Here is a 21,779-nt window from a genome sequence, read left to right as displayed (position 1 = left end):
TTGATTTTATGTATGTGGTTCAATTGCCAATTGAATCCAATTGGTGTTAGTTGATTGCAATCTAGAACCAGAGCGAGCGAAGGCGCCACAAGCGCTTCTGCGGCGGTCACCCGTGTTTCCCCCGGGGTCGTACCGGCCGCCAATTTGCTATCAATTAAGTAGCTTCATATGCAGTGCCTGCGGGCGTTGAGGGGCAAAAAGAACGCGGCATTCTGGCGACAGGTGCGCTTGTAATCTTGCTGTAAGCTCTGCCCGCAATCCGTGCTGCCCCTTCCCCCTGAGGAGAACTCTATGTTGATAGGCGTGCCTGCCGAGACAGCGGCTGGCGAAACCCGAGTGGCCGTTACACCCGAAACGGTGAAGAAACTGGTGGCCTCCGGGCATACCGTGCGTGTGCAGGCCGGTGCCGGCATTGCAGCCAGCGTCACCGACGCGGCGTACCAGACGGCAGGCGCCGAGATCACCGATGCGGCCGGGGCGTTCTCCGCCGACATGGTGCTCAAGGTGCGCACGCCCAGCGACGCCGAAGCGGCGCAGCTGAAGGCCGGCGCGGTCGTCATCGGCATGCTCAATCCTTTCGACGCGGCCGGCCTGCAGCGCCTGGCCGCCGCGGGCGTCACGGGCTTCGCGCTCGAAGCCGCGCCGCGCACCACCCGTGCCCAGAGCATGGACGTGCTCAGCTCGCAGGCCAACATCGCCGGCTACAAGGCCGTGATGATCGCGGCCGACAAGTACCAGCGCTTCTTCCCCATGCTGATGACCGCCGCCGGCACCGTGAAGGCCGCGCGCGTCGTCATCCTGGGCGTCGGCGTGGCCGGCCTGCAGGCCATTGCCACGGCCAAGCGCCTGGGCGCCGTCATCGAGGCCTCGGACGTGCGTCCGAGCGTCAAGGAACAGATCGAGTCGCTGGGCGGCAAGTTCATCGACGTGCCTTACGAGACGCAGGAAGAGAAAGACGCGGCCGAAGGCGTCGGCGGCTACGCCCGCCCGATGCCCGCCAGCTGGCTCACGCGCCAGCAGGCCGAGGTCGCCAAGCGCGTCGCGCTGGCCGACGTGGTCATCAGCACCGCGCTCATCCCGGGTCGCGCCGCGCCCACCCTCGTCACCGAGGACATGGTCAAGTCGATGAAGCCGGGCTCGGTGATCGTCGACATCGCGGCCGGCAAGGGCGCCGACGGCATCGGCGGCAACTGCCCGCTGTCGGAGGCCGACAAGACCGTGGTCAAGCACGGCGTGACCATCGTCGGCGAAACCAACCTCGCGGCGCTGGTGGCGGCCGACGCGTCGGCGCTGTATGCGCGCAACGTGCTCGACTTCCTCAAGCTCGTCGTCACGAAGGAAGGCGCGCTCAAGATCGACCTCGAGGACGACATCGTCGCCGCCTGCCGGGTCACGCAAGACGGCCAGGTCACGCGCAAGTAAGAGCAGGCTGCCTTCCATGAACCGCACCATGCTCCGCGCGAAGCTGCATCGCGCCACCGTGACCGAAGCCGACCTGCACTACGAAGGCTCGTGCGGCATCGACGAGGACCTGCTCGACGCGGCCGACATGCGCGAGTACGAAAAGATCGAGCTGTACAACGTCAACAACGGCGAGCGCTTCTCGACCTACATCATCAAGGCGGCGCGCGGTTCGGGCGCCATCTCGCTCAACGGCGCGGCGGCGCGCAAGGCGCATGTGGGCGACCTGCTCATCATCTGCACCTACGCCCCCATGACCGAGGCCGAAGCCGCCGACTACAAGCCCAAGGTGGTGCTGCTTGGCGATGCCAACCGCATCAACGAAGTCAAGAAGCTCTGACAGAGCCCTGGACAAGAGACAGAGACCGAACGAGGAGAACACAACACCATGGAAATCGTTTCGCACACCGTCATCAACCTGACCATCTTCGTGCTGGCCATCTACGTCGGCTACCACGTGGTCTGGACCGTCACGCCCGCGCTGCACACGCCGCTCATGGCCGTGACCAACGCCATCTCGGCCATCGTGATCGTGGGCGCCATGCTGGCCGCCGCGCTCACCACCACGCCGCTGGGCAAGACCATGGGCGTGCTCGCCGTGGCGCTGGCCGCGGTGAACGTCTTCGGCGGCTTCCTGGTCACGCGCCGGATGCTCGAGATGTTCAAGAAGAAAGACAAGAAGGCCGCCCCCAAGGCTGCAGAGGGAGCCGCCAAGTGAGCATGAACCTCGTCACGCTGCTGTACCTCGTTGCCAGCGTCTGCTTCATCCAGGCCTTGAAGGGCCTGTCCCATCCCACCACCTCGATCCGCGGCAACATCTTCGGCATGACCGGCATGGCGATCGCCGTGCTGACCACCATCGCGCTGGTCCACGGGCAGGCGCGCGCCCTCAACGTCGACTTCACCACCGGCATCGCCTGGGTGCTGGCCGCCGTCGTGGTCGGTGGCGGCCTGGGCGCCTTCATGGCCAACAAGGTCGAGATGACCAAGATGCCCGAGCTGGTCGCCTTCATGCACAGCATGATCGGCCTGGCCGCGGTGTTCATCGGCGTGGCCGCGGTGGCCGAGCCCTGGGCCTTCGGCATCACCGCCGCGCCCGTCGCGGCGGTCGTCGGTGCGCGCACGCCTGACGGCGCGGTCCTCTTCGAGGGCTTTGTGCGCCACGCCATTCCTTATGGCAACCGGCTCGAGCTGTTCCTGGGGGCGGCCATCGGCGCCATCACCTTCAGCGGCTCGGTCATCGCCTTCGGCAAGCTCTCGGGCAAGTACAAGTTCCGTCTGTTCCAGGGCGCACCGGTGCAGTTCTCGGGCCAGCACATGCTGAACCTGGTGCTGGGCCTGGCGACCATCGCCCTGGGCCTGGTGTTCGTGGCCACCGAAAGCTGGCCGGCGTTCTTCGCGATGCTGGCGCTGGCCTTCGTGATGGGCGTGCTCATCATCATCCCGATCGGCGGCGCCGACATGCCGGTGGTGGTGTCGATGCTCAACAGCTACTCGGGCTGGGCGGCGGCCGGCATCGGCTTCAGCCTGAACAACGCGATGCTGATCGTGGCCGGTTCGCTGGTGGGCTCTTCGGGTGCGATCCTGAGCTACATCATGTGCAAGGCCATGAACCGCTCGTTCTTCAACGTGATCCTGGGCGGCTTCGGCGGTGAGGCAACCACCGCCACCGACGGCGCCAAGGAACAGCGCCCCGTGAAGAGCGGCAGCGCGGACGATGCGGCCTACATGCTGTCCAACGCCGAGACGGTGATCATCGTTCCGGGCTACGGCCTGGCCGTGGCGCGCGCCCAGCACGCCGTGAACGAACTGGCCGAGAAGCTCACGCACAAGGGCGTCAAGGTGAAGTACGCCATCCACCCCGTGGCCGGCCGCATGCCGGGCCACATGAACGTGCTGCTGGCCGAGGCCGAGGTGCCCTACGACCAGGTGTTCGAGATGGAGGACATCAATGGCGAGTTCGCGCAGGCCGACGTGGCGATCATCCTGGGCGCCAACGACGTGGTGAACCCGGCCGCGCTCACCAAGGGCACGCCGATCTACGGCATGCCGATCCTGGAAGCCTACAAGGCCAAGACCGTCATCGTGAACAAGCGCTCCATGGCCGCCGGCTATGCGGGCCTGGACAACGAGCTCTTCTACATGGACAAGACCATGATGGTCTTTGGCGATGCGAAAAAAGTAGTGGAAGATATGGGCAAGGCCATCGAATAGGCCGAAGGTCCGTGCCCGCGATGCGGGCCTGATCGTCGCGGCGCCTCACGTGCGCCGTTTTCGTTTTTAAAAACTCATCCGACTCCGAGGAGACACATCCATGACCGAACGCCCCTGGCTCAGCAGCTACCCGCAAGGCGTGCCCGCCGACATCGACGCGTCGCACTACCCGTCGCTGGTGGCGCTCATGGAGGAGAGCTTCACCAAGTACGCCGACCGCACGGCCTACAGCTTCATGGGCAAGGACGTGAGCTACGGCGAGACCGACAAGCTCAGCAAGGCCTTCGCGGCCTACCTGCAGGGCCTGGGCCTCGTGAAGGGCGACCGCGTCGCCGCGATGATGCCCAACTGCCCGCAGTACCCGATCGCGGTGGCGGCCATCCTGCGTGCCGGCCTGATCCTGGTGAACGTGAACCCGTTGTACACGCCGCGCGAGCTCGAGCACCAGCTCAAGGACTCGGGCGCCAAGGCGATCATCATCATGGAGAACTTCGGCACCACGCTGCAGCAGTGCATCGCGAGCACGCCGATCAAGCACATCGTGCTGGCCTCCATGGGCGACCGGCTCGGCTTCCTGAAGGGCGCGCTGGTCAACTACGTGGTGCGCAACGTCAAGAAGCTGGTGCCCCACTTCAGCCTGCCGGGCGCGGTGCGCTTCAACGACGCGCTCGACAAGGGCGCGGGCGGTTCGCTCAAGCCCGTGGCCACCGGCCCCGACGACGTGGCCGTGCTGCAGTACACCGGCGGCACCACCGGCGTGTCCAAGGGCGCGGTGTTGCTGCATCGCAACGTGATCGCCAACGTGCTGCAGTCCGAAGCCTGGAACGAGCCCGTCATGGCCAAGGTGCCGGCCAACGAGCAGCCCACCAGCGTGTGCGCGCTGCCGCTGTATCACATCTTCGCGTTCACGGTCGGCATGATGCTGAGCATGCGCACGGGCGGCAAGCTGATCCTGATCCCGAACCCGCGCGACATTCCCGGCGTGCTCAAGGAGCTGTCGAAGCACACCATCCACAGCTTCCCGGCCGTCAACACGCTGTTCAACGGGCTGGCGAACCACCCCGACTTCAACACCGTCAACTGGAAGAACCTGAAGGTCTCGGTCGGCGGCGGCATGGCGGTGCAGGCCGCGGTGGCCAAGCTCTGGCTCGAGAAGACCGGCTGCCCCATCTGCGAAGGCTACGGCCTCTCGGAAACCTCGCCCTCGACCACCTGCAACCCGACCAACAGCACGGCCTACACCGGCACCATCGGCCTGCCGCTGCCGAGCACCTGGCTCAAGCTGCTCGACGACGACGGCAACGAAGTGCCCACCGGCGAGCGCGGCGAGATCGCCATCAAGGGCCCGCAGGTCATGGCCGGCTACTGGCAGCGCCCCGACGAGACCGCCAAGGTCATGACGCCCGATGGCTACTTCAAGAGCGGCGACATCGGCGTGGTCGACGAGCGCGGCTACTTCAAGGTGGTCGATCGCAAGAAGGACATGATCCTGGTGTCGGGCTTCAACGTGTACCCGAACGAGATCGAGGACGTGGTGGCGATGCTGCCCGGCGTGCTCGAATGCGCCGCGGTCGGCGTGCCCGACGACAAGACCGGCGAGGCCGTGAAGCTCGTCATCGTCAAGAAGGACGAGTCGCTCACTGAAGCGCAGGTGCGCGAGTACTGCCGCGCCAACCTCACGGGCTACAAGCAGCCGCGCGTGATCGAGTTCCGCACCGACATGCCCAAGACCCCGGTGGGCAAGATCCTGCGGCGCGAACTGCGGGATAGCAAGAAGTAGTAAGGGTTCCGCCCGGGTGGGGCCGGGGCATCGATCTTGCATATTCGCGGGTCGATGCTCAGATTCATCTATGTCCGCCTAGGCTTGCTCGTGCCGACCTTCATCGGCATGACGCTGCTGGCCTTCTTTCTCATCCGGCTGGTGCCGGGTGACCCCATCGAGACGATGGCCGGCGAGCGCGGCATCGACCCCGCGCGCCACGCCGAGCTGCGCACCGCCATGGGCCTGGACAAGCCCCTGCTCGTGCAATACGGCATCTACATCGGCCGCGTGCTGCAGGGTGACCTGGGCAAGTCGCTCATCACGCAGGACACCGTGATGAGCGAGTTCCTCGCGCTCTTTCCGGCCACCGTCGAGCTCGGCGTGTGCGCGATTCTCTTCGCGTTGCTGCTCGGGCTGCCGGCCGGCATCCTCGCGGCGGTGCGGCGCAACTCCATCTTCGACCACGGCGTGATGGCCACGTCGCTCACCGGCTACTCGATGCCGATCTTCTGGTGGGGCCTGCTGCTCATCCTGTTCTTCTCGGTGCAGCTGGGATGGACGCCGGTGTCGGGCCGCATCTCGGTGCAGTACTTCGTCGAGCCGCAGACCGGCTTCCTGCTGGTCGACGCGCTGCGCGCCGGCGAGACCGAGGCCTTCTGGTCGGCGCTGCACCACCTCATTCTTCCGGCCATCGTGCTGGGCACCGTGCCGCTGGCCGTCATTGCGCGCATGACGCGCTCGGCCATGCTCGAGGTGCTGGGCGAGGACTACATCCGCACCGCGCGCGCCAAGGGCCTCTCGCGCTTTCGCGTGGTGGGCCTGCATGCGCTGCGCAACGCACTGATCCCGGTCGTCACCGTGATCGGCCTGCAGATCGGCGTGCTCTTCACCGGCGCGATCCTCACCGAAACCATCTTCTCGTGGCCCGGTGTCGGCAAGTGGCTCATCGAGGCCATCGGCCGGCGCGACTACCCGGTGCTGCAGGGCGGCATGCTGCTGCTGGGCGGCATCGTGATGCTGCTCAACCTGCTGGTGGACATCGCCTACGGCGTCATCAACCCGCGGATCAGGCATTGAGTCGATGACGAGCAACACCCACGCAGCTCCCCCCGGCTCGCAGGCCTCGGCGCCTCCCGGTCCCTGGCGCGAGTTCTGGACCGCTTTCTCGGCGAACCGGGGCGCGGTCATCGGTCTCGTCACCATCGTGGTGCTGCTGCTGGTGGCGCTGTTCGCGCCGTGGATCGCGCCGCATGCACCGAACGAAACCAACGCCGCCGCTTTCCTCAAGCCGCCGGCCTGGCAGGAAGGCGGCTCGTGGACCTACCTGTTGGGAACGGACGCCATCGGGCGCGACATCCTGTCGCGGCTCATGCACGGCGCGCGGCTGTCGCTGTCGATCGGCGTCGCGGTGGTGGCGCTGTCGGTGGTGGTGGGCGTGGTGCTCGGGCTCGTCGCCGGCTTCTTTCGCGGCGCGCTGGAGATCGCGATCATGCGGATGATGGACATCATCCTCACGATGCCCAGCCTGCTGATGGCCATCGTGATCGTCGCGATCCTCGGGCCGGGGCTCGTCAACGCCATGCTCGCGGTGGCCATCGTGGTGCTGCCGCACTACGTGCGCATCACGCGCGCCACGGTCATCGCCGAGGTCTCGCGCGACTACGTGACCGCGGCGCGCGTGAGCGGCGCCAGCACGCTGCGCCTGATGTTCCGCGAGGTGCTGCCCAACTGTTCGGCGCCGCTGATCGTGCAGGCCTCGCTGGGCGTCTCGACCGCCATCCTCGATGCGGCGGCGCTCGGCTTCATCGGCCTGGGCGCGCAACCGCCGTCGCCCGAGTGGGGAACGATGCTGGCCGATGCGCGCGAGTTCGTGCTGCGCGCGTGGTGGGTCGTGACCTTCCCGGGCCTCGCCATCCTTGCGGCCGTGCTGGCCTTCAACCTGCTGGGCGACGGGCTGCGCGATGCGCTCGACCCGAAGCTCAAGCGCTGACGCAAAGGAGAGCACAGATGCCTTTGCTGGACATCAAGGACCTGCACGTCGAGTTCCCCACGCAGGGCGGCGTGCTGCACGCCGTCGACGGCGTGAGCCTCACGCTCGAAGAAGGCGAGGTGCTCGGCATCGTCGGCGAATCGGGCTCGGGCAAGAGCGTCACGATGATGGCGCTCATGGGCCTCGTCGGCTTTCCGGGCCGCGTGCGCGCGGACCACATGCGCTTTGCGGGCAAGGACTTGCTCGGCATCTCCGACAAGGCGCGCCGCACGCTGGTCGGCAAGGAGGTCGCGATGATCTTCCAGGAGCCGACCACCAGCCTCAACCCCTGCTTCACCATCGGCTTCCAGCTGATGGAAACGCTGCGCCTGCACCTGAAGCTCGACAAGCGCGAAGCGAAGAAGCGCGCCACCGAGCTGCTCGAACAAGTCGGCATCCCCGCCGCCTCGTCACGCCTGGGCAGCTACCCGCACCAGCTCTCGGGCGGCATGAACCAGCGCGTGATGATCGCCATGGCCATCGCCTGCAACCCGCGCCTGTTGATCGCCGACGAGCCGACCACCGCGCTCGACGTGACCATCCAGGCGCAGATCCTCGACCTGCTGCGCGACCTGCAGAAGGAGCGCGACATGGCGCTGGTGCTCATCACGCACAACATGGGCGTGGTCAGCGAGATGGCGCAGCGCATCGCCGTGATGTACGCGGGGCAGGTGATGGAGCACCAGCGCGTCGACCGCCTCTTCGCGTCGCCGCAGCATCCCTACACCGAGGCGCTGCTCGCGGCGTTGCCCGAGCGCGCCGCGCCCGAAGGCCGGCTCGCCACCATCAGCGGCGTGGTGCCCGGCGTGCACGACCGGCCTGCGGGCTGCCTGTTCGCGCCGCGCTGCGGCTACGTCACCGAGCGCGCCTGCCAGGTGCGACCTGCGCTGCGTGCGTGGCAGGGCGCCGAGGTGCGCTGCCACTTTCCGCTCGGCGAGCCGGGGCGCGCCGAAGCCATCGCGCACGACCCGCCGCGCGCCGCCGTCGCGGAGGTGCTGCCATGAGCGACGCATCGCCTCCGGAGATCGTCGCCGAGGCACGCAACCTGCAGCGCACCTACGCCGTGCGGTGCGGGCTGTTCCGCGCGCCGGCGCAGCTGCGCGCCGTGGGTGACATCTCGTTCCGCCTCGAACGCGGCCGCACGCTCGCGGTGGTGGGCGAATCGGGCTGCGGCAAGTCGACGCTCGCGCGCATGGTCGCGCTGATCGAGAAACCCACGGCCGGGCAGCTGACGCTGATCGGCGCCGATGCGGTGAGCCCGCCGCATGAACGCAAGCGCGAGCTGCGCCAGGCCGTGCAGCTGGTGTTCCAGAACCCGTACGGCTCGCTCAACCCGCGCAAGAAGATCTCGGCGGTGCTCGAAGACCCGCTGGCCATCAACACCACGCTGAGCAAGCCGGAGCGCGCCGAGAAAGCGCGCGAGATGCTGGCCCGCGTCGGCCTGCGTCCCGAGTACGCCAACCGCTACCCGCACATGTTCTCGGGCGGCCAGCGCCAGCGCATCGCCATCGCGCGCGCGCTCATGCTGTCGCCGCGCCTGCTGGTGGCCGACGAGCCGGTGTCGGCGCTCGACGTGTCGATCCAGGCGCAGGTGCTGAACCTGCTGGCCGACCTGCAGGCCGAGCTGGGCCTGGCCTACCTCTTCATCTCGCACGACCTGGGCGTGGTGCGCCACATCGCGCACGACGTGCTCGTGATGTACCTGGGCCACGCGGTGGAGCAGGGCCCCAAGTCGCGCATCTTCGCGCGGCCGCTGCATCCCTACACGCAGGCGCTGCTGGCCTCGACGCCGGGGCTGAGCAGCCAGCGCATCGTGCTCACGGGCGAGCTGCCGTCGCCGCTGGACCCGCCTTCGGGCTGCGTCTTCAGCACGCGCTGCCCGCATGTGCAGCCGCGCTGCCGCGAAGAGCGCCCCGCGCTGCGCGCGCTCGACGAACGGCTGGTGGCCTGCCACTTCGCCGAGCAGTTTCTCGATGGCGCGCCTGTCGTGCGCGCCGATGGTCCCGTGCTCGCCGCGTCCTGAAGAAGAGTGGAGTGGCGATTTTTTCAACCCTGTCTCGAGGAGTCCCCATGACGACCCAGTCCTCCGTTTCGCGCCGCTCACAAAAGCTGGCGCTCCTGGCACCGGCAGCGCTCACGGCCCTTACCCTGGCCTGCGGCGCCGTGTCAGCCAAGACGTTGGTGTACTGCTCCGAAGGAAGCCCGGAAAACTTCTATCCGGGCATGAACACCACCGGCACGTCCTTCGACGTGACCACGCAGGTCTACAACACCATCGTCGAGTTCGAGCGCGGTGGCACCAAGGTCATGCCGGGCCTGGCAGAAAAATGGGACATCTCGGCCGACGGCACCGTGTACACCTTCCACCTGCGCAAGGGCGTGAAGTGGCACACCACGAGCAAGAGCTTCAAGCCCACGCGCGACTTCAACGCCGACGACTTCATCTTCATGCTCGAGCGCCAGTGGAAGGAGAGCGACCCCTTCTTCAAGGTCACGAGCCAGAACCACTCCTACTTCAACGACATGGGCATGCCCAAGCTGCTGAAGTCGGTGGACCGCATCGACGACCACACGGTGAAGATCACGCTCAACCAGGCCGAGGCGCCGTTCCTCGCGAACCTGGCGATGCAGTACGCGGGCATCCAGTCGAAGGAGTACGCCATCGCGATGCTCAAGGCTGGCACGCCCGAGAAGGTCGACCAGGACCCGGTCGGCACCGGCCCGTTCTACCTCGTGCAGTACCAGAAGGACGCGATCATCCGCTTCAAGGCCTTCCCGCAGTACTGGGGCGGCAAGGCCAAGATCGACGACCTCGTGTTCGCAATCACGCCCGATGCTTCGGTGCGCTGGGCCAAGCTGCAAAAGGGCGAGTGCCACGTCATGCCCTACCCGAACCCGGCCGACCTCGATGCGATCCGCAAGGACCCGAACGTGCAGGTGCTGGAGCAGCCGGGCCTGAACGTCGGCTACCTCTCGTACAACACGACGAAGAAGCCCTTCGACGACGTGCGCGTGCGCAAGGCCATCAACATGGCGATCAACAAGAAGGCCATCATCGACGGCGTGTACCTCACGACCGGCGTGGCCGCGAAGAACCCGATTCCGCCGACGCTGTGGTCCTACAACGATGCCGTGAAGGACGACCCGTACGACCCCGAAGCGGCCAAGAAGCTGCTGGCGCAGGCCGGCTTCCCCGACGGCTTCAGCACCGACCTGTGGGCCATGCCGGTGCAGCGCCCGTACAACCCGAACGCCAAGCGCATCGCCGAGCTGATGCAGGCCGACCTGGCCAAGATCAACGTCAAGGCCGAGATCAAGAGCTTCGAGTGGGGCGAGTACCGCAAGCGCCTGCAGGCCGGCGAGCACCAGATGGGCATGCTGGGCTGGACCGGCGACAACGGCGACCCGGACAACTTCATGTACACGCTGCTGGGCTGCGCCTCGGCCAAGTCGGCCAGCGGCAGCAACATCTCGAAGTTCTGCTACCAGCCCTACGAAGACCTCGTGGTGAAGGCCAAGAGCGCGACCAAGCAGTCGGAGCGCGACGCGCTCTACAAGAAGGCGCAGGTCATCTTCAAGGAGCAGGCGCCGTGGTTCACCATCGCGCACGCGGTGCAGCTGAAGCCGGTGCGCAAGGAAGTGGTCGACTTCAAGCTGAGCCCCTTCGGCCGCCACACCTTCTACGGCGTGGACATCAAGTAAGCCGTGGTCGCTGCGCCCATCGCCATCGTCGCGGCCATGCACGAGGAGCTGAGCGCGCTCCTCGCGCGCATGCCCGACGAGCAGCGCGTGCGCGTGGCCGGCCGCGACTTCTGGGTCGGCCACCTGCAGGGCCAGCCCGTGGTCGCGGTGCTGTCGCGCATCGGCAAGGTCGCGGCGGCGGTCACGGCCACGGTGCTGCTCGAGCGCTTCGGCGTGCGGGCGATCGTGTTCACGGGCGTGGCGGGCGGGCTGGCGCCGGGCGTGAACGTCGGCGACGTGGTCGTGGCGACCGAGCTGCTGCAGCACGACATGGACGCCTCGCCGATCTTTCCGAAGTACGAGGTACCGCTGATGGGGCGTTCGCGCTTCGCGGCCGATGCGGGCATCGGCGATGCGCTGGCGGCGGTGGCCGAAAGCACCTTGCGCGATCCGGTGGGCCTGGTGGGGCAGAAGGCGGTCGATGAGTTCCATCTGCGGTCGCCGAAGGTGCATCGCGGCTTGCTGATCAGTGGCGACCGTTTCGTGTCGACCACCGCGGAGTGCGGGGCCCTGCAGCGCTCGCTGCCCGATGCGCTCGCCGTCGAGATGGAAGGCGCGGCGATGGCGCAGGCCTGCCACGACTACGGCGTGCCCTTCGCGGCGCTGCGGACCATCTCGGACCGCGCCGACGATGCCGCGCACGGTGACTTCACGCGCTTCGTGGCCGAGGTGGCGAGCCGCTACAGCCTCGCGCTCGTCGACGCCTGGCTCGCCTCCCTGCCGCGCGACGCGGCCTGAAGCACCTGCCTACGGCGCGAGCCGGCGCAGCTGCGGCAGGTCGCGCAGCAGCGGCGGGATCGACAGCGCCAGCAGCAGCGCGGCCAGCGGCACGACGCAGATGAAGCCCACGTGCTTGAAGCCCAGCGCGCCCACGGCGCCGCCGAGCACGAACATGGCGACCAGGCCGCCGCAGCGGCGCAGCCGGCTGCGGTCGTGGCGCACCGGCAGCGGCGTGGACGGCGCGCGCCGGTTCCAGTAGAGCATCTTGCCCAGCTCGATCCCCACGTCGGTGATGTTGCCGGTCATGTGGGTGGTGCGCGTGCTGCCGCCCGAGGTCTTCGATGCCACGGCGTTCTGCAGGCCCATGATGAACGACAGCAGCAGCACCGTGAGCGGCACCGCGAACGGCGTGGCCCAGGTCAGCGTGATGGCGCCGGCGAGCCCGAAGGGGAACATCAGCGCGGCCTCCAGCAGCAGCGGCAGCGCGTACACGCCATGCAGCCGGTGCTGCCGCGCCCAGTTCACCAGCACCGCGCAGACCGCGGCGCCGCTCACGAACGCCAGGATCGCGCCCAGCGCGTTCAGCAGCAGCGTGAGGTTGCCCAGCACCATGCCGTCCGCCAGCTGCGAGGCGAAGCCGGTCATGTGCGAGGTGTACATGTGCAGCACGAGGAAGCCGCCCGCATTGATGGCGCCGGCGTTGAAGGCCAGCAGCAGTCCGAGCGCGGTGTTCGTCGACGGTGCGCGGTGGCGGTTGGTGAGGAAACGAAGTCTGCGCACGGGGCTCTCCAGGTCAGCTGCCTGCCGACAGCCACTCTAGCACCCAGTGTGAAGAGCTACTTGAGCCAGCCGCGCCGGCGGAAGTACCACATCGGCACCAGCGCGCTCGCCGCCATCAGCGCGATGGCGTAGGGGTAGCCCATGGCCCAGTCGAGCTCGGGCATGAACTTGAAGTTCATGCCGTAGATGCTCGCGATCAGCGTGGGCGGCAGCAGCGCGACGCTGGCCACCGAGAAGATCTTGATGGTCTTGTTCTGGTTGATGTTGATGAAACCGACGGTCGCATCCATCAGGAAGTTGATCTTGTCGAAGAGGAAGGCCGTGTGGTTGTCCAGCGATTCGATGTCGCGCAGGATCTGGCGCGCCTCCTCGAACTGCTCGGCGTTGAGCATCTTGCTGCGCATCATGAAGCTCACGGCGCGGCGCGTGTCCATCACGTTGCGGCGGATGCGGCCGTTCAAGTCTTCCTGCCGTGCGATGGCGCCGAGCACCTCGCCGGCCAGCTCGTCGCTGACGTTGCCCGACAGCACTTTCTTGCCCGCCACTTCGAGCTCGTCGTAGATGTTCTCCAGCGTGTCGGCCGAGTACTCGGCGTCGGCGTCGAAGAGCTTGAGCATCACTTCCTTGGCGTCTTCGATCAGCCCCGGCGCGCGGCGTGCGCGCATGCGCAGCAGGCGGAACACGGGCACGTCTTCGTCGTGGATCGAGAACAGCACGCCGCGGCTGCGCAGGTCGGTGTTGTGCTGGTTCAGGATGAAGGCGACGCGCACCGTGCGCGGGTCTTCGTCGTCGTCGATCAAGAAGTCGGAGCGGATGTGCAGCTCGCCGTTGTCTTCCTCGTAGAAGCGGGCCGATTCCTCGATGTCCTCGTCCATCGCGTCTTCGGGAATCGAGAGGCCGTAGTACTGCTTGATCCAGCGCTTTTCCTCGAGCGTGGGCGACTCGAGGTCGACCCAGATCGGCTGGAACTTGGAGAGCTCTTCGAGCGACTCGATCTCTTCCTGGACGAGGCGGCCGTTGGCGAGCGTAAAGATGTTGAGCATGGGCTCACTCCCGGGGGTGACTGAACGATGGGCGAGGGCGGGGCGCTTTCAATTCCCGCGGACCCGGCGTCAGTACATCACGCGCAGCGTCGCCAGGGAGTTGAAAGCTGCCGAGACGGGGCGGTTTCCAAGGGGAGTCTCCGGTTGCAGCGAGGCGCGATTATGTCACCGGCCACAGGGCGACAAGGCACTCGAACTGGACGGACATACAGTAAAGTCGTGCCCATGCAGACCCCTGCGTCCCCCGTTCTTTCCACCCCCCCGAAGACGCAAGCCGAGCGCCTGGCCGCGGCGCTTGCCGCGCTCAACGACGACCAGCGCGCGGCGGTCGAGCACGGCGTGGGCGCGGCGGTCGGCGTCGACCACCGGCCGCTGCTCGTGATCGCCGGCGCCGGCTCGGGCAAGACCAGCACGCTGGCGCACCGCGTGGCGCACCTGATCGCGGACGGGGTCGATCCGCAGCGCCTGCTGCTGCTCACCTTCTCGCGCCGCGCCGCGCAGGAAATGGAGCGCCGCGCGGGCCAGGTGCTGGCACGCGTGCTGGGCCTGAAGTCGGAGCGCCCGCCCGCGCTGCCGTGGGCCGGCACCTTCCACGGCATCGGCGCGCGGCTGCTGCGCGAGTACGCCGCGCAGATCGGGCTGGACGAGAACTTCACCATCCACGACCGCGGCGACGCCGAAGACCTCATGGGGCTGGTGCGGCACGAGCTGAGCCTGTCGTCCACGGTCAACCGCTTTCCGCGCAAGGGCACCTGCCTGTCGATCTACTCGCGCTGCGTGAACACGCGCGCGCCGCTGGCCGCCGTGCTGAAGGACAGCTTTCCCTGGTGCGCCGAGTGGGAGGTTGAGCTCAAGAAGCTCTTCGGCGCCTACGTCGAGGCCAAGCAGCAGCAGAACGTGCTCGACTACGACGACCTGCTGCTCTACTGGGCCGAGATGGTCGCCGAGCCCGCGCTGGCCGCGCACGTCGGCGCACGCTTCGACCACGTGCTGGTCGACGAATACCAGGACACCAACCTGCTGCAGGCCGAGATCCTGCGCGCGATGAAGCCCGACGGGCGCGGCGTGACGGTGGTGGGCGACGACGCGCAGTCGATCTACTCGTTCCGCGGCGCCACGGTGCGCAACATCCTCGACTTTCCCTCGCAGTTCTCACAAGAGGCGCGCGTCGTCACGCTGGAGCGCAACTACCGCTCGACGCAGCCGATCCTCGACGTGTCGAACCGCGTCATCGCGCAGGCCGCCGAACGGCACGCCAAGACGCTGTGGACCGACAAGCCCTCGGCCGGAAAGCCGGTGCTGGTGCTCGTGCCCGACGAGGCCGGGCAGGCGCGCTGGGTGGCCGACAAGATCCTCGCGCACCGCGAAGGCGGGCTGGCGCTGAAGTCGCAGGCGGTGCTGTTTCGCACCTCGTCGCACAGCGCGGCGCTCGAGCTGGAGCTGGCCCGGCGCAACATTCCGTTCGTGAAGTTCGGCGGGCTCAAGTTCCTCGAGGCCTCGCACGTGAAGGACCTGCTCGCCGTGCTGCGTTTTGCGCAGAACCCGCGCGGGCGCATGGCGGGCTTCCGGGTCACGCAGCTCATTCCCGGCGTGGGCCCGGCCACCGGCACGCGCCTGCTCGACGCGATGGACCAGGCGGCCGACCCTGCCGCGGCCGTGCGCGACTTCGTGCCGCCGTCGGCCGCGCGCGAACAGTGGGCCGACTTCGCCCAGGCCTACGCCGCCTTGCGCGCGCCGTCGCTGCAGTGGCCGGCCGACGTGGAGGTGGCCATGCAGTGGTACCAGCCGCACCTGGAGCGGCTGTACGAAGACACCTCGGGCGTGCGGCGTGCCGATGTCGAGCAGCTGGCGCGGCTGGCGGCCGGCTATGGCTCGCGCGAGCGCTTTCTCACCGAGCTCACGCTCGACCCGCCCGAGGCCACGAGCGACCGGCCCGGCCCGCCTTCGCTCGACGAGGACTACCTGATCCTGTCGACCATCCATTCGGCCAAGGGCCAGGAGTGGAATTCGGTGCACGTCATCAACGTGGTCGACGGCTGCATGCCGGCCGATGTGGCGCAGGGTGCGCATGAACTCGAGGAAGAGCGGCGCCTGCTCTACGTCGCGATGACGCGGGCCCGCGACCACCTGCACCTGGTGATGCCGCAGCGCTTCCACATCACGCAGCAGGCGGCGCGCGGCGACCGGCACCTGTACGCCAACCGCACCCGCTTCATCACCGAGTCCGACCTGGCGGGCTTCGAGCTGCAGACCTGGCCGCCGCCGCCGGTGCTGCCGCCCGCGGTGCCACCGCCGGCCGCGGTGATCGACCTGCGCAACCGCATGCGCGCCGCCTGGCGCTGAACAGGCCGGCCCTTCGGGCGGGAGGGGCACTGCGCGCTGCGCATGGAAACACTTGCTTCCAATGTGCCGCAACGGCATGCCACTGCACGGGGGCAGCTATGGAATCAATAGCGGATTAGGGCATGCAATACACCGGCCCGTCACTCGGGCAAGCCCCGGTATTGCAATACCGTGACAGCTTGGGCATAGTGAATCCGACCGCCCCCTTTCTTCATCTCCCTTCCTCTTCTCCCTCTCTCCCAACCTCACCTGTTTCGCCGGCCACGCTTCATCCCGGAGCGCGGTCATTTCCCCAACCGTCAATTCTCAGGAGGTCATTCATGAATTTGACGATCAGCGGTCATCACCTCGACGTCACACCTGCCTTGCGCACCTACGTCACGAGCAAGCTGGACCGGATCACGCGACATTTCGACCAGGTGGTCGATGTCAAGGTGATCCTCACGGTGGAAAAGCAGAAGGAAAAGGAACGCCGCCAAAGGGCGGAGTGCAACATTCACGTCAAGGGCAATGACATGTTCGCGGAATCGAGCCACGCTGATCTGTACGCCGCGGTTGATGAGCTGGTCGACAAGCTCGACCGCCAGGTGGTCCGCCACAAGGATCGCCTGCAGGACCACCATCACGTGGCGCCCAAGCGCGTGATGTAAACGCCGGGCCCCGCGCCCCGCATCTCAGGCCGCCTTCGGGCGGCCTTTTGTTTGTCCGACCACATTGGTGGGGCTTTGCAAGGGCCTCCAGAGGAAGCGACGCCTCACGGCAACACATGTAGACGAAAGTAATTAGGGGGACTGGGGGTTTTTACCGAGGAGGTGCATAATCGCCCCCGCTCTGACCCCACCATGAATCGCCTCGCGTCCATCCTGCCGCCCGCTCAAGTGCTCGTGAGCGTTGACGCCACCAGCAAGAAACGTGCTTTCGAAGAAGCCGGCCTGCTGTTCGAGAGCCTTCACGGTCTGGGCCGTGCCCTCATCACCGACAGCCTGTTTGCGCGCGAGCGCCTCGGCTCCACCGGCCTGGGCCACGGCGTGGCCATTCCGCATGGCCGCATCAAGGGCCTCAAGGCGCCGATGGCCGCGGTGTTCCAGCTGGCGAACCCCATCGGCTTCGACGCTCCCGACGAGCAGCCCGTGGCGCTGCTGATCTTCCTGCTGGTGCCCGAAGCGGCCACGCAGAAGCACCTCGAAATCCTGTCCGAAATTGCCGAGCTGCTGAGCGACGCCGGCTTGCGCGAGCAGATCAAGTCCAGCACCGACGCCGCCGCGCTGCACGGCCTCATCGCCGGCTGGCAGTCGACCCAGGTCGCCTGAGCGCCCGTGCCGGGCGGGCCGCTGCTGATAAGCTGCGGCGACGCTTTTCTCTCCCTCCATCCTGACCAGAATGCCGGCGTCCCGCGCCGGCCGCCGCACGCATGAAGCCGACCGTCATCAGCGCCGATGCCATGTTCGAGGAGTTCCGCGGGTCGCTCCGCTGGGAATGGCTCGCGGGCCTGGGCGCCTCGGAGCGCCAGTTCGACCCCGACGTCATCAGCCGCGCGCAGTCGGCCGCCGACCTGGTCGGCTACCTGAACTACATCCACCCGTACCGCGTGCAGATCCTCGGTGCGCGCGAGGTGGCCTACCTCACGCGCGGCAGCAAGGAAGACTGCGTGCGCCGCATCGGGCGCATCGTCACGCTGGAGCCGCCGATGCTGGTGCTGGCCGACGGCCAGGCCGCGCCCGACGAGCTGCTGTCGATCTGCGAACGCGCCCAGCTGCCGCTGTTTGCCACGCGCGAGTCGTCGGCCTTCGTGATCGACCTGCTGCGCGCCTACCTGTCCAAGCACTTTGCCGAGCGCACCTCGATGCACGGCGTGTTCATGGACATCCTGGGCATGGGCGTGATGATCACGGGCGAGTCGGGCCTCGGTAAAAGCGAGCTCGGCCTGGAGCTGATCTCGCGCGGCAATGGCCTCGTGGCCGACGACGCGGTCGACCTGTACCGCATCAACCAGAACACCATCGAGGGCCGCTGCCCCGACCTGCTGTTGAACCTGCTGGAGGTGCGCGGCATCGGCCTGCTGGACATCCGCGCCATTTTTGGCGAGACGGCCGTGCGCCGGAAGATGCGCCTGAAGCTCATCGTGCACCTCGTGCGGCGCGACAGCTTCGAGCGCGACTACGAGCGCATGCCCTCGGCGCCGCTCACGCAGGACGTGCTGGGCATCCCGGTGCGCAAGGTCATCATCCAGGTGGTGGCCGGACGCAACATCGCCGTGCTGGTGGAAGCCGCGGTGCGCAATTCGATCCTTCAGCTGCGCGGCATCGACACCTATGCCGACTTCGTGGCGCGCCACCACAAGGCGATGGAAAGCGGGCGCGACCCGGACTGAGACAGGCAAGAAAAAAGCCCTTCGAAACGAAGGGCTGCTTTCTGCTTTCGCGGGGGGCCGGCGTCAGCGCTTCTTGACGCAGTCGCCGCACAGGCCGTACAGCGACATGGCGTGGTCCTGCAGGACCCAGCCCTTGTCCTTGGCGATCATCTGCTGGCGCCGCTCGATCTCGGCGTCGTAGAACTCCTCGACCTTGCCGCACGAGGTGCAGACCAGGTGGTCGTGGTGCGTGCCTTCGTTCAGTTCGTAGACCGCCTTGCCGCTTTCGAAGTGGCTGCGCTCCAGGATGCCGGCCTGCTCGAACTGCGTGAGCACGCGGTACACGGTGGCCAGGCCGATGTCGGAGTGTTCGTTGAGCAGCACGCGGAAGACGTCTTCCGCCGTCATGTGCCGCTGGCTGCCGGTCTGGAAGATCTCGAGGATCTTCAGTCGCGGCAAGGTGGCCTTGAGGCCGGTGTTCTTGAGTTCGTCGATGTTGGCCATGATGGTTCCTGCGCCCTGGGCTGAGGCCGGGCCTTCAGGCTCGGCCGCTACAATGTTCGATCATATCGCTACCCCCTCTTCTCCCATGCCTGCCATCCTCCAACGCCGGCCCTGGTTGCTGGTTGCTGCCATTGCGGCGACGCTCGCCCTCGGTGCCTGCAGCGGTTTCAGCGAACGCACGCGTGGCGCGCTGTCTGCCGTCACCCCCTACAAAGTCGAAGTGGTGCAGGGCAATTTCGTGTCGAAGGAACAGGTCGCGGCACTCAAGCCCGGCATGTCGCGCCAGCAGGTGCGCGAGATCCTCGGCACCTCGCTGCTGAACGACGTCTTCCACGCCAACCGCTGGGACTACGTCTTCACGATCCGCCGCCAGGGCGTCGATCCGCAGGAGCGCCGCCTGACCGTGTTCTTCAACGGCGAACTCATGGACCGCTTCGAGGGCGACGAGATGCCCAGCGAAGAAGAATTCGTCGCCACGCTCGACACCCGCCGCAAGAGCGGCAAGGTGCCGCAGCTCGAGGCCACCGAAGAAGAGCTCAAGAAATTCGCGCCCAAGGCCGACAAGAAAGCCGACACCACCGGCACCCCGGCAGCCCCCATGCCCGCGCTGCCGGCCGCCTACCCCCCGCTCGAAGCCGCGCGCTGAGCGTGCGCGGCAGGGCTCCGGCGGCGGCCACCCCTCCTGCGGGCGGTGCCCGCCGGACCGGTGGGGCGGCTTTCGTCGGTGTCCATGGCTCCCGTAGGGACTTTTCAACGACCGAATCCCCGTGACTGAACCGACCACCACCCCCACCTCCGCTTCTTCTTCCTCCGCTCCCGCGCTGCGCCGGGTGGCGATCGCCGGCGCCTCGGGCCGCATGGGCCACATGCTCATCGAAGCCGTGCGCAACGCGCCCGACTGCCGCCTGGCCGGCGCGCTCGACATCGCTGGCAGCGCCGCCCTCGGCGCCGATGCCGCGGCCTTCCTGGGCTTCACCAGCGGCGTGCCCATCGTGGCCGACCTGCGCACCGGCCTGCAGGACGCCCAGGTGATGATCGACTTCACCCGCCCCGAAGGCACGATGGCGCACCTGGCCGTGTGCCGCGAACTGGGCGTGCAGGCCGTGATCGGCACCACCGGCTTCAGCGACGCGCAGAAGGCCGAGATCGCCGAGATCGCGAAAGACGTCGCCATCATGATGGCGCCCAACATGAGCGTGGGCGTCAACGTCACGCTCAAGCTGCTCGACATGGCCGCCCGCGCGATGGCCACCGGCTACGACATCGAGATCGTCGAGGCCCACCACCGCTTCAAGGTCGACGCGCCCTCGGGCACTGCGCTCAAGATGGGCGAGGTGATCGCCGACGCGCTGGGCCGCGACCTCAAGGACTGCGCCGTGTACGGCCGCGAAGGCATCACGGGCGAGCGCGACCCGTCGACCATCGGCTTCGCCACCATCCGCGGCGGCGACATCGTGGGCGACCACACCGTGCTGTTCGCGGGCATCGGCGAGCGCATCGAAATCTCCCACAAGTCGTCCAGCCGCGTGACCTACGCGCAGGGCGCGCTGCGTGCGGTGCGCTTCCTGAGCGGCCAGCGCAGCGGCCTGTTCGACATGTTCGACGTACTCGGCCTGCGTTAAGCCAGGCGCACAAAACCAAGGACGCGGATGAGCGTGCTCGAACTGCTGACCCACGGTGACGGCGTCAGCCGTTCGGTGGCCGCGCTGCTGCTTGCGATGTCGATCGCCAGCTGGGTCGTGATCCTCTGGAAAGCCTGGCTGCTGCGCGGCGGCACGCGCGACGTGCTGCGCAGCATCGCGGCGTTCTGGCAGTCGGCCACCCTGGTCGAGGCGGAGCAGAAGCTGCAGGCCTTCGACCGCGCCGAACTCGTGCGCCCCGCCGTGGCCGCATTGCGCCAAGCCGCCACCGAAGCCCCCGGCGGCACGCTGGGCGCCACGGTCGACCGCAACCAGCGCCTCACGCGCGTGCTGCGCGGTGCGTTGCACGGCGCGCTGCGGCGCCTGCAGGCCGGGCAGATCCTGCTGGCCACCGTCGGCGCCACCGCGCCCTTCGTCGGCCTGCTCGGCACCGTCTGGGGCATCTACGGCGCGCTCGCGGGCATCGCGGGCCAGGCCGGCGGCTTCACCATCGACAAGGTGGCCGGGCCGGTCGGCGAGGCGCTCGTCATGACGGCCTTCGGCCTCGCGGTCGCCATTCCGGCCGTGCTGGCCTACAACGTCTTCGGCCGTGTCGTGGGCCGCGTCGAGGCCGAGCTCGAAGGCTTCGCGCACGACCTGCTCGGCAGCTTCGGTGAAGCGCCGGCACCTGCCGCACCGCCGCCCGCGCGGCCGATGCCCGTTTAAGGCACCACGCACACCATGGCCTTCGGACGCACCTCACTGGGCAGCAGCGCCGCAGGCGGCGGGCGGGCCATGGGCGCGGGCGGGCAGCGGCCGCTGTCGGACATCAACGTCACACCGCTGGTCGACGTGATGCTGGTGCTGCTGGTGATCTTCATCATCACCGCGCCGCTGATGGCCAGCTCGATCAAGCTCGACCTGCCGCAGACCGACGCGGGCCAGCCCAACGACACGCCGAAGTTCGTGAGCCTGTCGGTCGATGCGTCGGGCAAGGTCTTCCTGAACGACAAGCCCGTGACCGACGACGAGCTGACCGCCCAGCTCGAAAAAGCCGCCGCCGACAGCAAGGACACCGAGGTGCAATTGCGCGCCGACCAGACCGTGCCCTACGGCAAGGTGGTGGCGCTCATGGGCATCGCGAACAAGGCCGGGTTGAGCCGCATCGGCTTTGTCACCGAGGCCGAGGCGGCCCCCGCCAAACCGCGCTGAG

At 67.6% G+C, this 21,779-nt stretch carries 22 protein-coding genes; 19 read left to right on the top strand and 3 right to left on the bottom strand.

Features of this window, described 5'->3' with window-relative positions; all coding sequences use genetic code 11:
* Positions 1 to 291 precede the first annotated feature (291 nt).
* The 11 genes from ACAM52_RS26240 to ACAM52_RS26190 all read left to right on the top strand — a co-directional run bounded on the left by ACAM52_RS26240 (position 292) and on the right by ACAM52_RS26190 (position 11,945).
* On the top strand, positions 292 to 1,422 hold the full coding sequence (locus tag ACAM52_RS26240) for a Re/Si-specific NAD(P)(+) transhydrogenase subunit alpha (RefSeq protein ID WP_369644987.1): 1,131 nt from the start codon (positions 292 to 294) through the stop codon (positions 1,420 to 1,422).
* A 16-nt stretch (positions 1,423 to 1,438) separates the two neighbouring features.
* Positions 1,439 to 1,801, top strand: a complete 363-nt coding sequence (gene panD, locus ACAM52_RS26235; protein WP_062481508.1) for an aspartate 1-decarboxylase — start codon at positions 1,439 to 1,441, stop codon at positions 1,799 to 1,801.
* 48 nt (positions 1,802 to 1,849) lie between these two features.
* Positions 1,850 to 2,179, top strand: a complete 330-nt coding sequence (locus tag ACAM52_RS26230) for an NAD(P) transhydrogenase subunit alpha (protein WP_062481510.1) — start codon at positions 1,850 to 1,852, stop codon at positions 2,177 to 2,179.
* Entirely contained in the window at positions 2,176 to 3,675 is a 1,500-nt protein-coding gene (locus ACAM52_RS26225) for an NAD(P)(+) transhydrogenase (Re/Si-specific) subunit beta (protein ID WP_095949748.1), read from the top strand. The genes ACAM52_RS26230 and ACAM52_RS26225 overlap by 4 nt, the downstream gene beginning before the upstream one ends.
* 100 nt (positions 3,676 to 3,775) lie before the next feature.
* A complete protein-coding gene (locus ACAM52_RS26220; protein ID WP_369644986.1) occupies positions 3,776 to 5,455 on the top strand; it encodes a long-chain-fatty-acid--CoA ligase in 1,680 nt (559 codons plus the stop codon).
* Positions 5,456 to 5,509: 54 nt separating this feature from the next.
* Complete coding sequence (locus tag ACAM52_RS26215) at positions 5,510 to 6,514, top strand: ABC transporter permease subunit (RefSeq protein ID WP_369644985.1); 1,005 nt, start codon at positions 5,510 to 5,512, stop codon at positions 6,512 to 6,514.
* 4 nt (positions 6,515 to 6,518) lie between these two features.
* Positions 6,519 to 7,427: an ABC transporter permease subunit gene (locus ACAM52_RS26210; protein WP_095743300.1), complete on the top strand. Its 909-nt coding sequence runs from the start codon at positions 6,519 to 6,521 to the stop codon at positions 7,425 to 7,427.
* 17 nt (positions 7,428 to 7,444) lie between these two features.
* Positions 7,445 to 8,470 (top strand): ABC transporter ATP-binding protein, encoded by a 1,026-nt coding sequence (locus ACAM52_RS26205; protein ID WP_369644984.1) that lies wholly within the window; start codon positions 7,445 to 7,447, stop codon positions 8,468 to 8,470.
* Entirely contained in the window at positions 8,467 to 9,489 is a 1,023-nt protein-coding gene (locus ACAM52_RS26200; protein WP_369644983.1) for a dipeptide ABC transporter ATP-binding protein, read from the top strand. The genes ACAM52_RS26205 and ACAM52_RS26200 overlap by 4 nt, the downstream gene beginning before the upstream one ends.
* Before the next feature lie 47 nt (positions 9,490 to 9,536).
* The gene (locus tag ACAM52_RS26195; protein WP_095743302.1) at positions 9,537 to 11,168 is read left to right on the top strand and encodes an ABC transporter substrate-binding protein; all 1,632 of its coding nucleotides are present in this window, start codon (positions 9,537 to 9,539) and stop codon (positions 11,166 to 11,168) included.
* Positions 11,169 to 11,204: 36 nt separating this feature from the next.
* The gene (locus ACAM52_RS26190) at positions 11,205 to 11,945 is read left to right on the top strand and encodes a 5'-methylthioadenosine/adenosylhomocysteine nucleosidase (RefSeq protein ID WP_369647783.1); all 741 of its coding nucleotides are present in this window, start codon (positions 11,205 to 11,207) and stop codon (positions 11,943 to 11,945) included.
* A 9-nt stretch (positions 11,946 to 11,954) separates the two neighbouring features.
* Here the strand turns inward: ACAM52_RS26190 and ACAM52_RS26185 are convergent, their stop codons facing one another.
* Both ACAM52_RS26185 and corA read right to left on the bottom strand, forming a co-directional pair.
* Positions 11,955 to 12,707, bottom strand: a complete 753-nt coding sequence (locus ACAM52_RS26185; protein ID WP_062481040.1) for a YoaK family protein — start codon at positions 12,705 to 12,707, stop codon at positions 11,955 to 11,957.
* 56 nt (positions 12,708 to 12,763) lie between these two features.
* The gene (gene corA, locus ACAM52_RS26180) at positions 12,764 to 13,750 is read right to left on the bottom strand and encodes a magnesium/cobalt transporter CorA (protein ID WP_056584267.1); all 987 of its coding nucleotides are present in this window, start codon (positions 13,748 to 13,750) and stop codon (positions 12,764 to 12,766) included.
* Between the two features lie 225 nt (positions 13,751 to 13,975).
* Between corA and ACAM52_RS26175 the strand changes: the two genes are divergently transcribed.
* The 4 genes from ACAM52_RS26175 (at position 13,976) to hprK (ending at position 18,464) form a co-directional block, all read left to right on the top strand.
* The gene (locus tag ACAM52_RS26175) at positions 13,976 to 16,093 is read left to right on the top strand and encodes an ATP-dependent helicase (RefSeq protein ID WP_369647782.1); all 2,118 of its coding nucleotides are present in this window, start codon (positions 13,976 to 13,978) and stop codon (positions 16,091 to 16,093) included.
* 320 nt (positions 16,094 to 16,413) lie between these two features.
* Complete coding sequence (gene raiA, locus ACAM52_RS26170; protein ID WP_013538898.1) at positions 16,414 to 16,743, top strand: ribosome-associated translation inhibitor RaiA; 330 nt, start codon at positions 16,414 to 16,416, stop codon at positions 16,741 to 16,743.
* A gap of 192 nt (positions 16,744 to 16,935) precedes the next feature.
* On the top strand, positions 16,936 to 17,403 hold the full coding sequence (locus tag ACAM52_RS26165; protein ID WP_042581318.1) for a PTS sugar transporter subunit IIA: 468 nt from the start codon (positions 16,936 to 16,938) through the stop codon (positions 17,401 to 17,403).
* Between the two features lie 101 nt (positions 17,404 to 17,504).
* Positions 17,505 to 18,464 carry an HPr(Ser) kinase/phosphatase gene (hprK, locus tag ACAM52_RS26160; RefSeq protein WP_062481041.1) on the top strand — a complete coding sequence of 320 codons (960 nt, stop codon included), beginning with the start codon at positions 17,505 to 17,507 and terminating at the stop codon, positions 18,462 to 18,464.
* A gap of 63 nt (positions 18,465 to 18,527) precedes the next feature.
* Here hprK and fur read toward each other — a convergent pair whose 3' ends face one another.
* Positions 18,528 to 18,947 (bottom strand): ferric iron uptake transcriptional regulator, encoded by a 420-nt coding sequence (fur, locus tag ACAM52_RS26155; RefSeq protein ID WP_062481042.1) that lies wholly within the window; start codon positions 18,945 to 18,947, stop codon positions 18,528 to 18,530.
* Positions 18,948 to 19,032: 85 nt separating this feature from the next.
* Here fur and ACAM52_RS26150 point away from each other — a divergent pair, with 85 nt between their 5' ends.
* From ACAM52_RS26150 to ACAM52_RS26135, 4 genes are all read left to right on the top strand, one after another.
* Positions 19,033 to 19,593: an outer membrane protein assembly factor BamE gene (locus tag ACAM52_RS26150; protein WP_062481043.1), complete on the top strand. Its 561-nt coding sequence runs from the start codon at positions 19,033 to 19,035 to the stop codon at positions 19,591 to 19,593.
* A gap of 211 nt (positions 19,594 to 19,804) precedes the next feature.
* Complete coding sequence (gene dapB, locus ACAM52_RS26145) at positions 19,805 to 20,569, top strand: 4-hydroxy-tetrahydrodipicolinate reductase (RefSeq protein WP_369647781.1); 765 nt, start codon at positions 19,805 to 19,807, stop codon at positions 20,567 to 20,569.
* A 27-nt stretch (positions 20,570 to 20,596) separates the two neighbouring features.
* Positions 20,597 to 21,292, top strand: coding sequence for a MotA/TolQ/ExbB proton channel family protein (locus tag ACAM52_RS26140; protein ID WP_354345458.1), 696 nt, complete (start codon positions 20,597 to 20,599; stop codon positions 21,290 to 21,292).
* A 15-nt stretch (positions 21,293 to 21,307) separates the two neighbouring features.
* Entirely contained in the window at positions 21,308 to 21,778 is a 471-nt protein-coding gene (locus ACAM52_RS26135; RefSeq protein ID WP_095743305.1) for a biopolymer transporter ExbD, read from the top strand.
* The last annotated feature ends 1 nt before the right edge of the window (position 21,779 follow it).

Source organism: Variovorax sp. V118 (genome assembly GCF_041154445.1).
In the GTDB taxonomy this organism is placed as follows: domain Bacteria; phylum Pseudomonadota; class Gammaproteobacteria; order Burkholderiales; family Burkholderiaceae_C; genus Variovorax; species Variovorax boronicumulans.
Note: the sequence above shows the minus strand (reverse complement) of the source record. Positions and strands in the feature narration are given on the sequence as shown.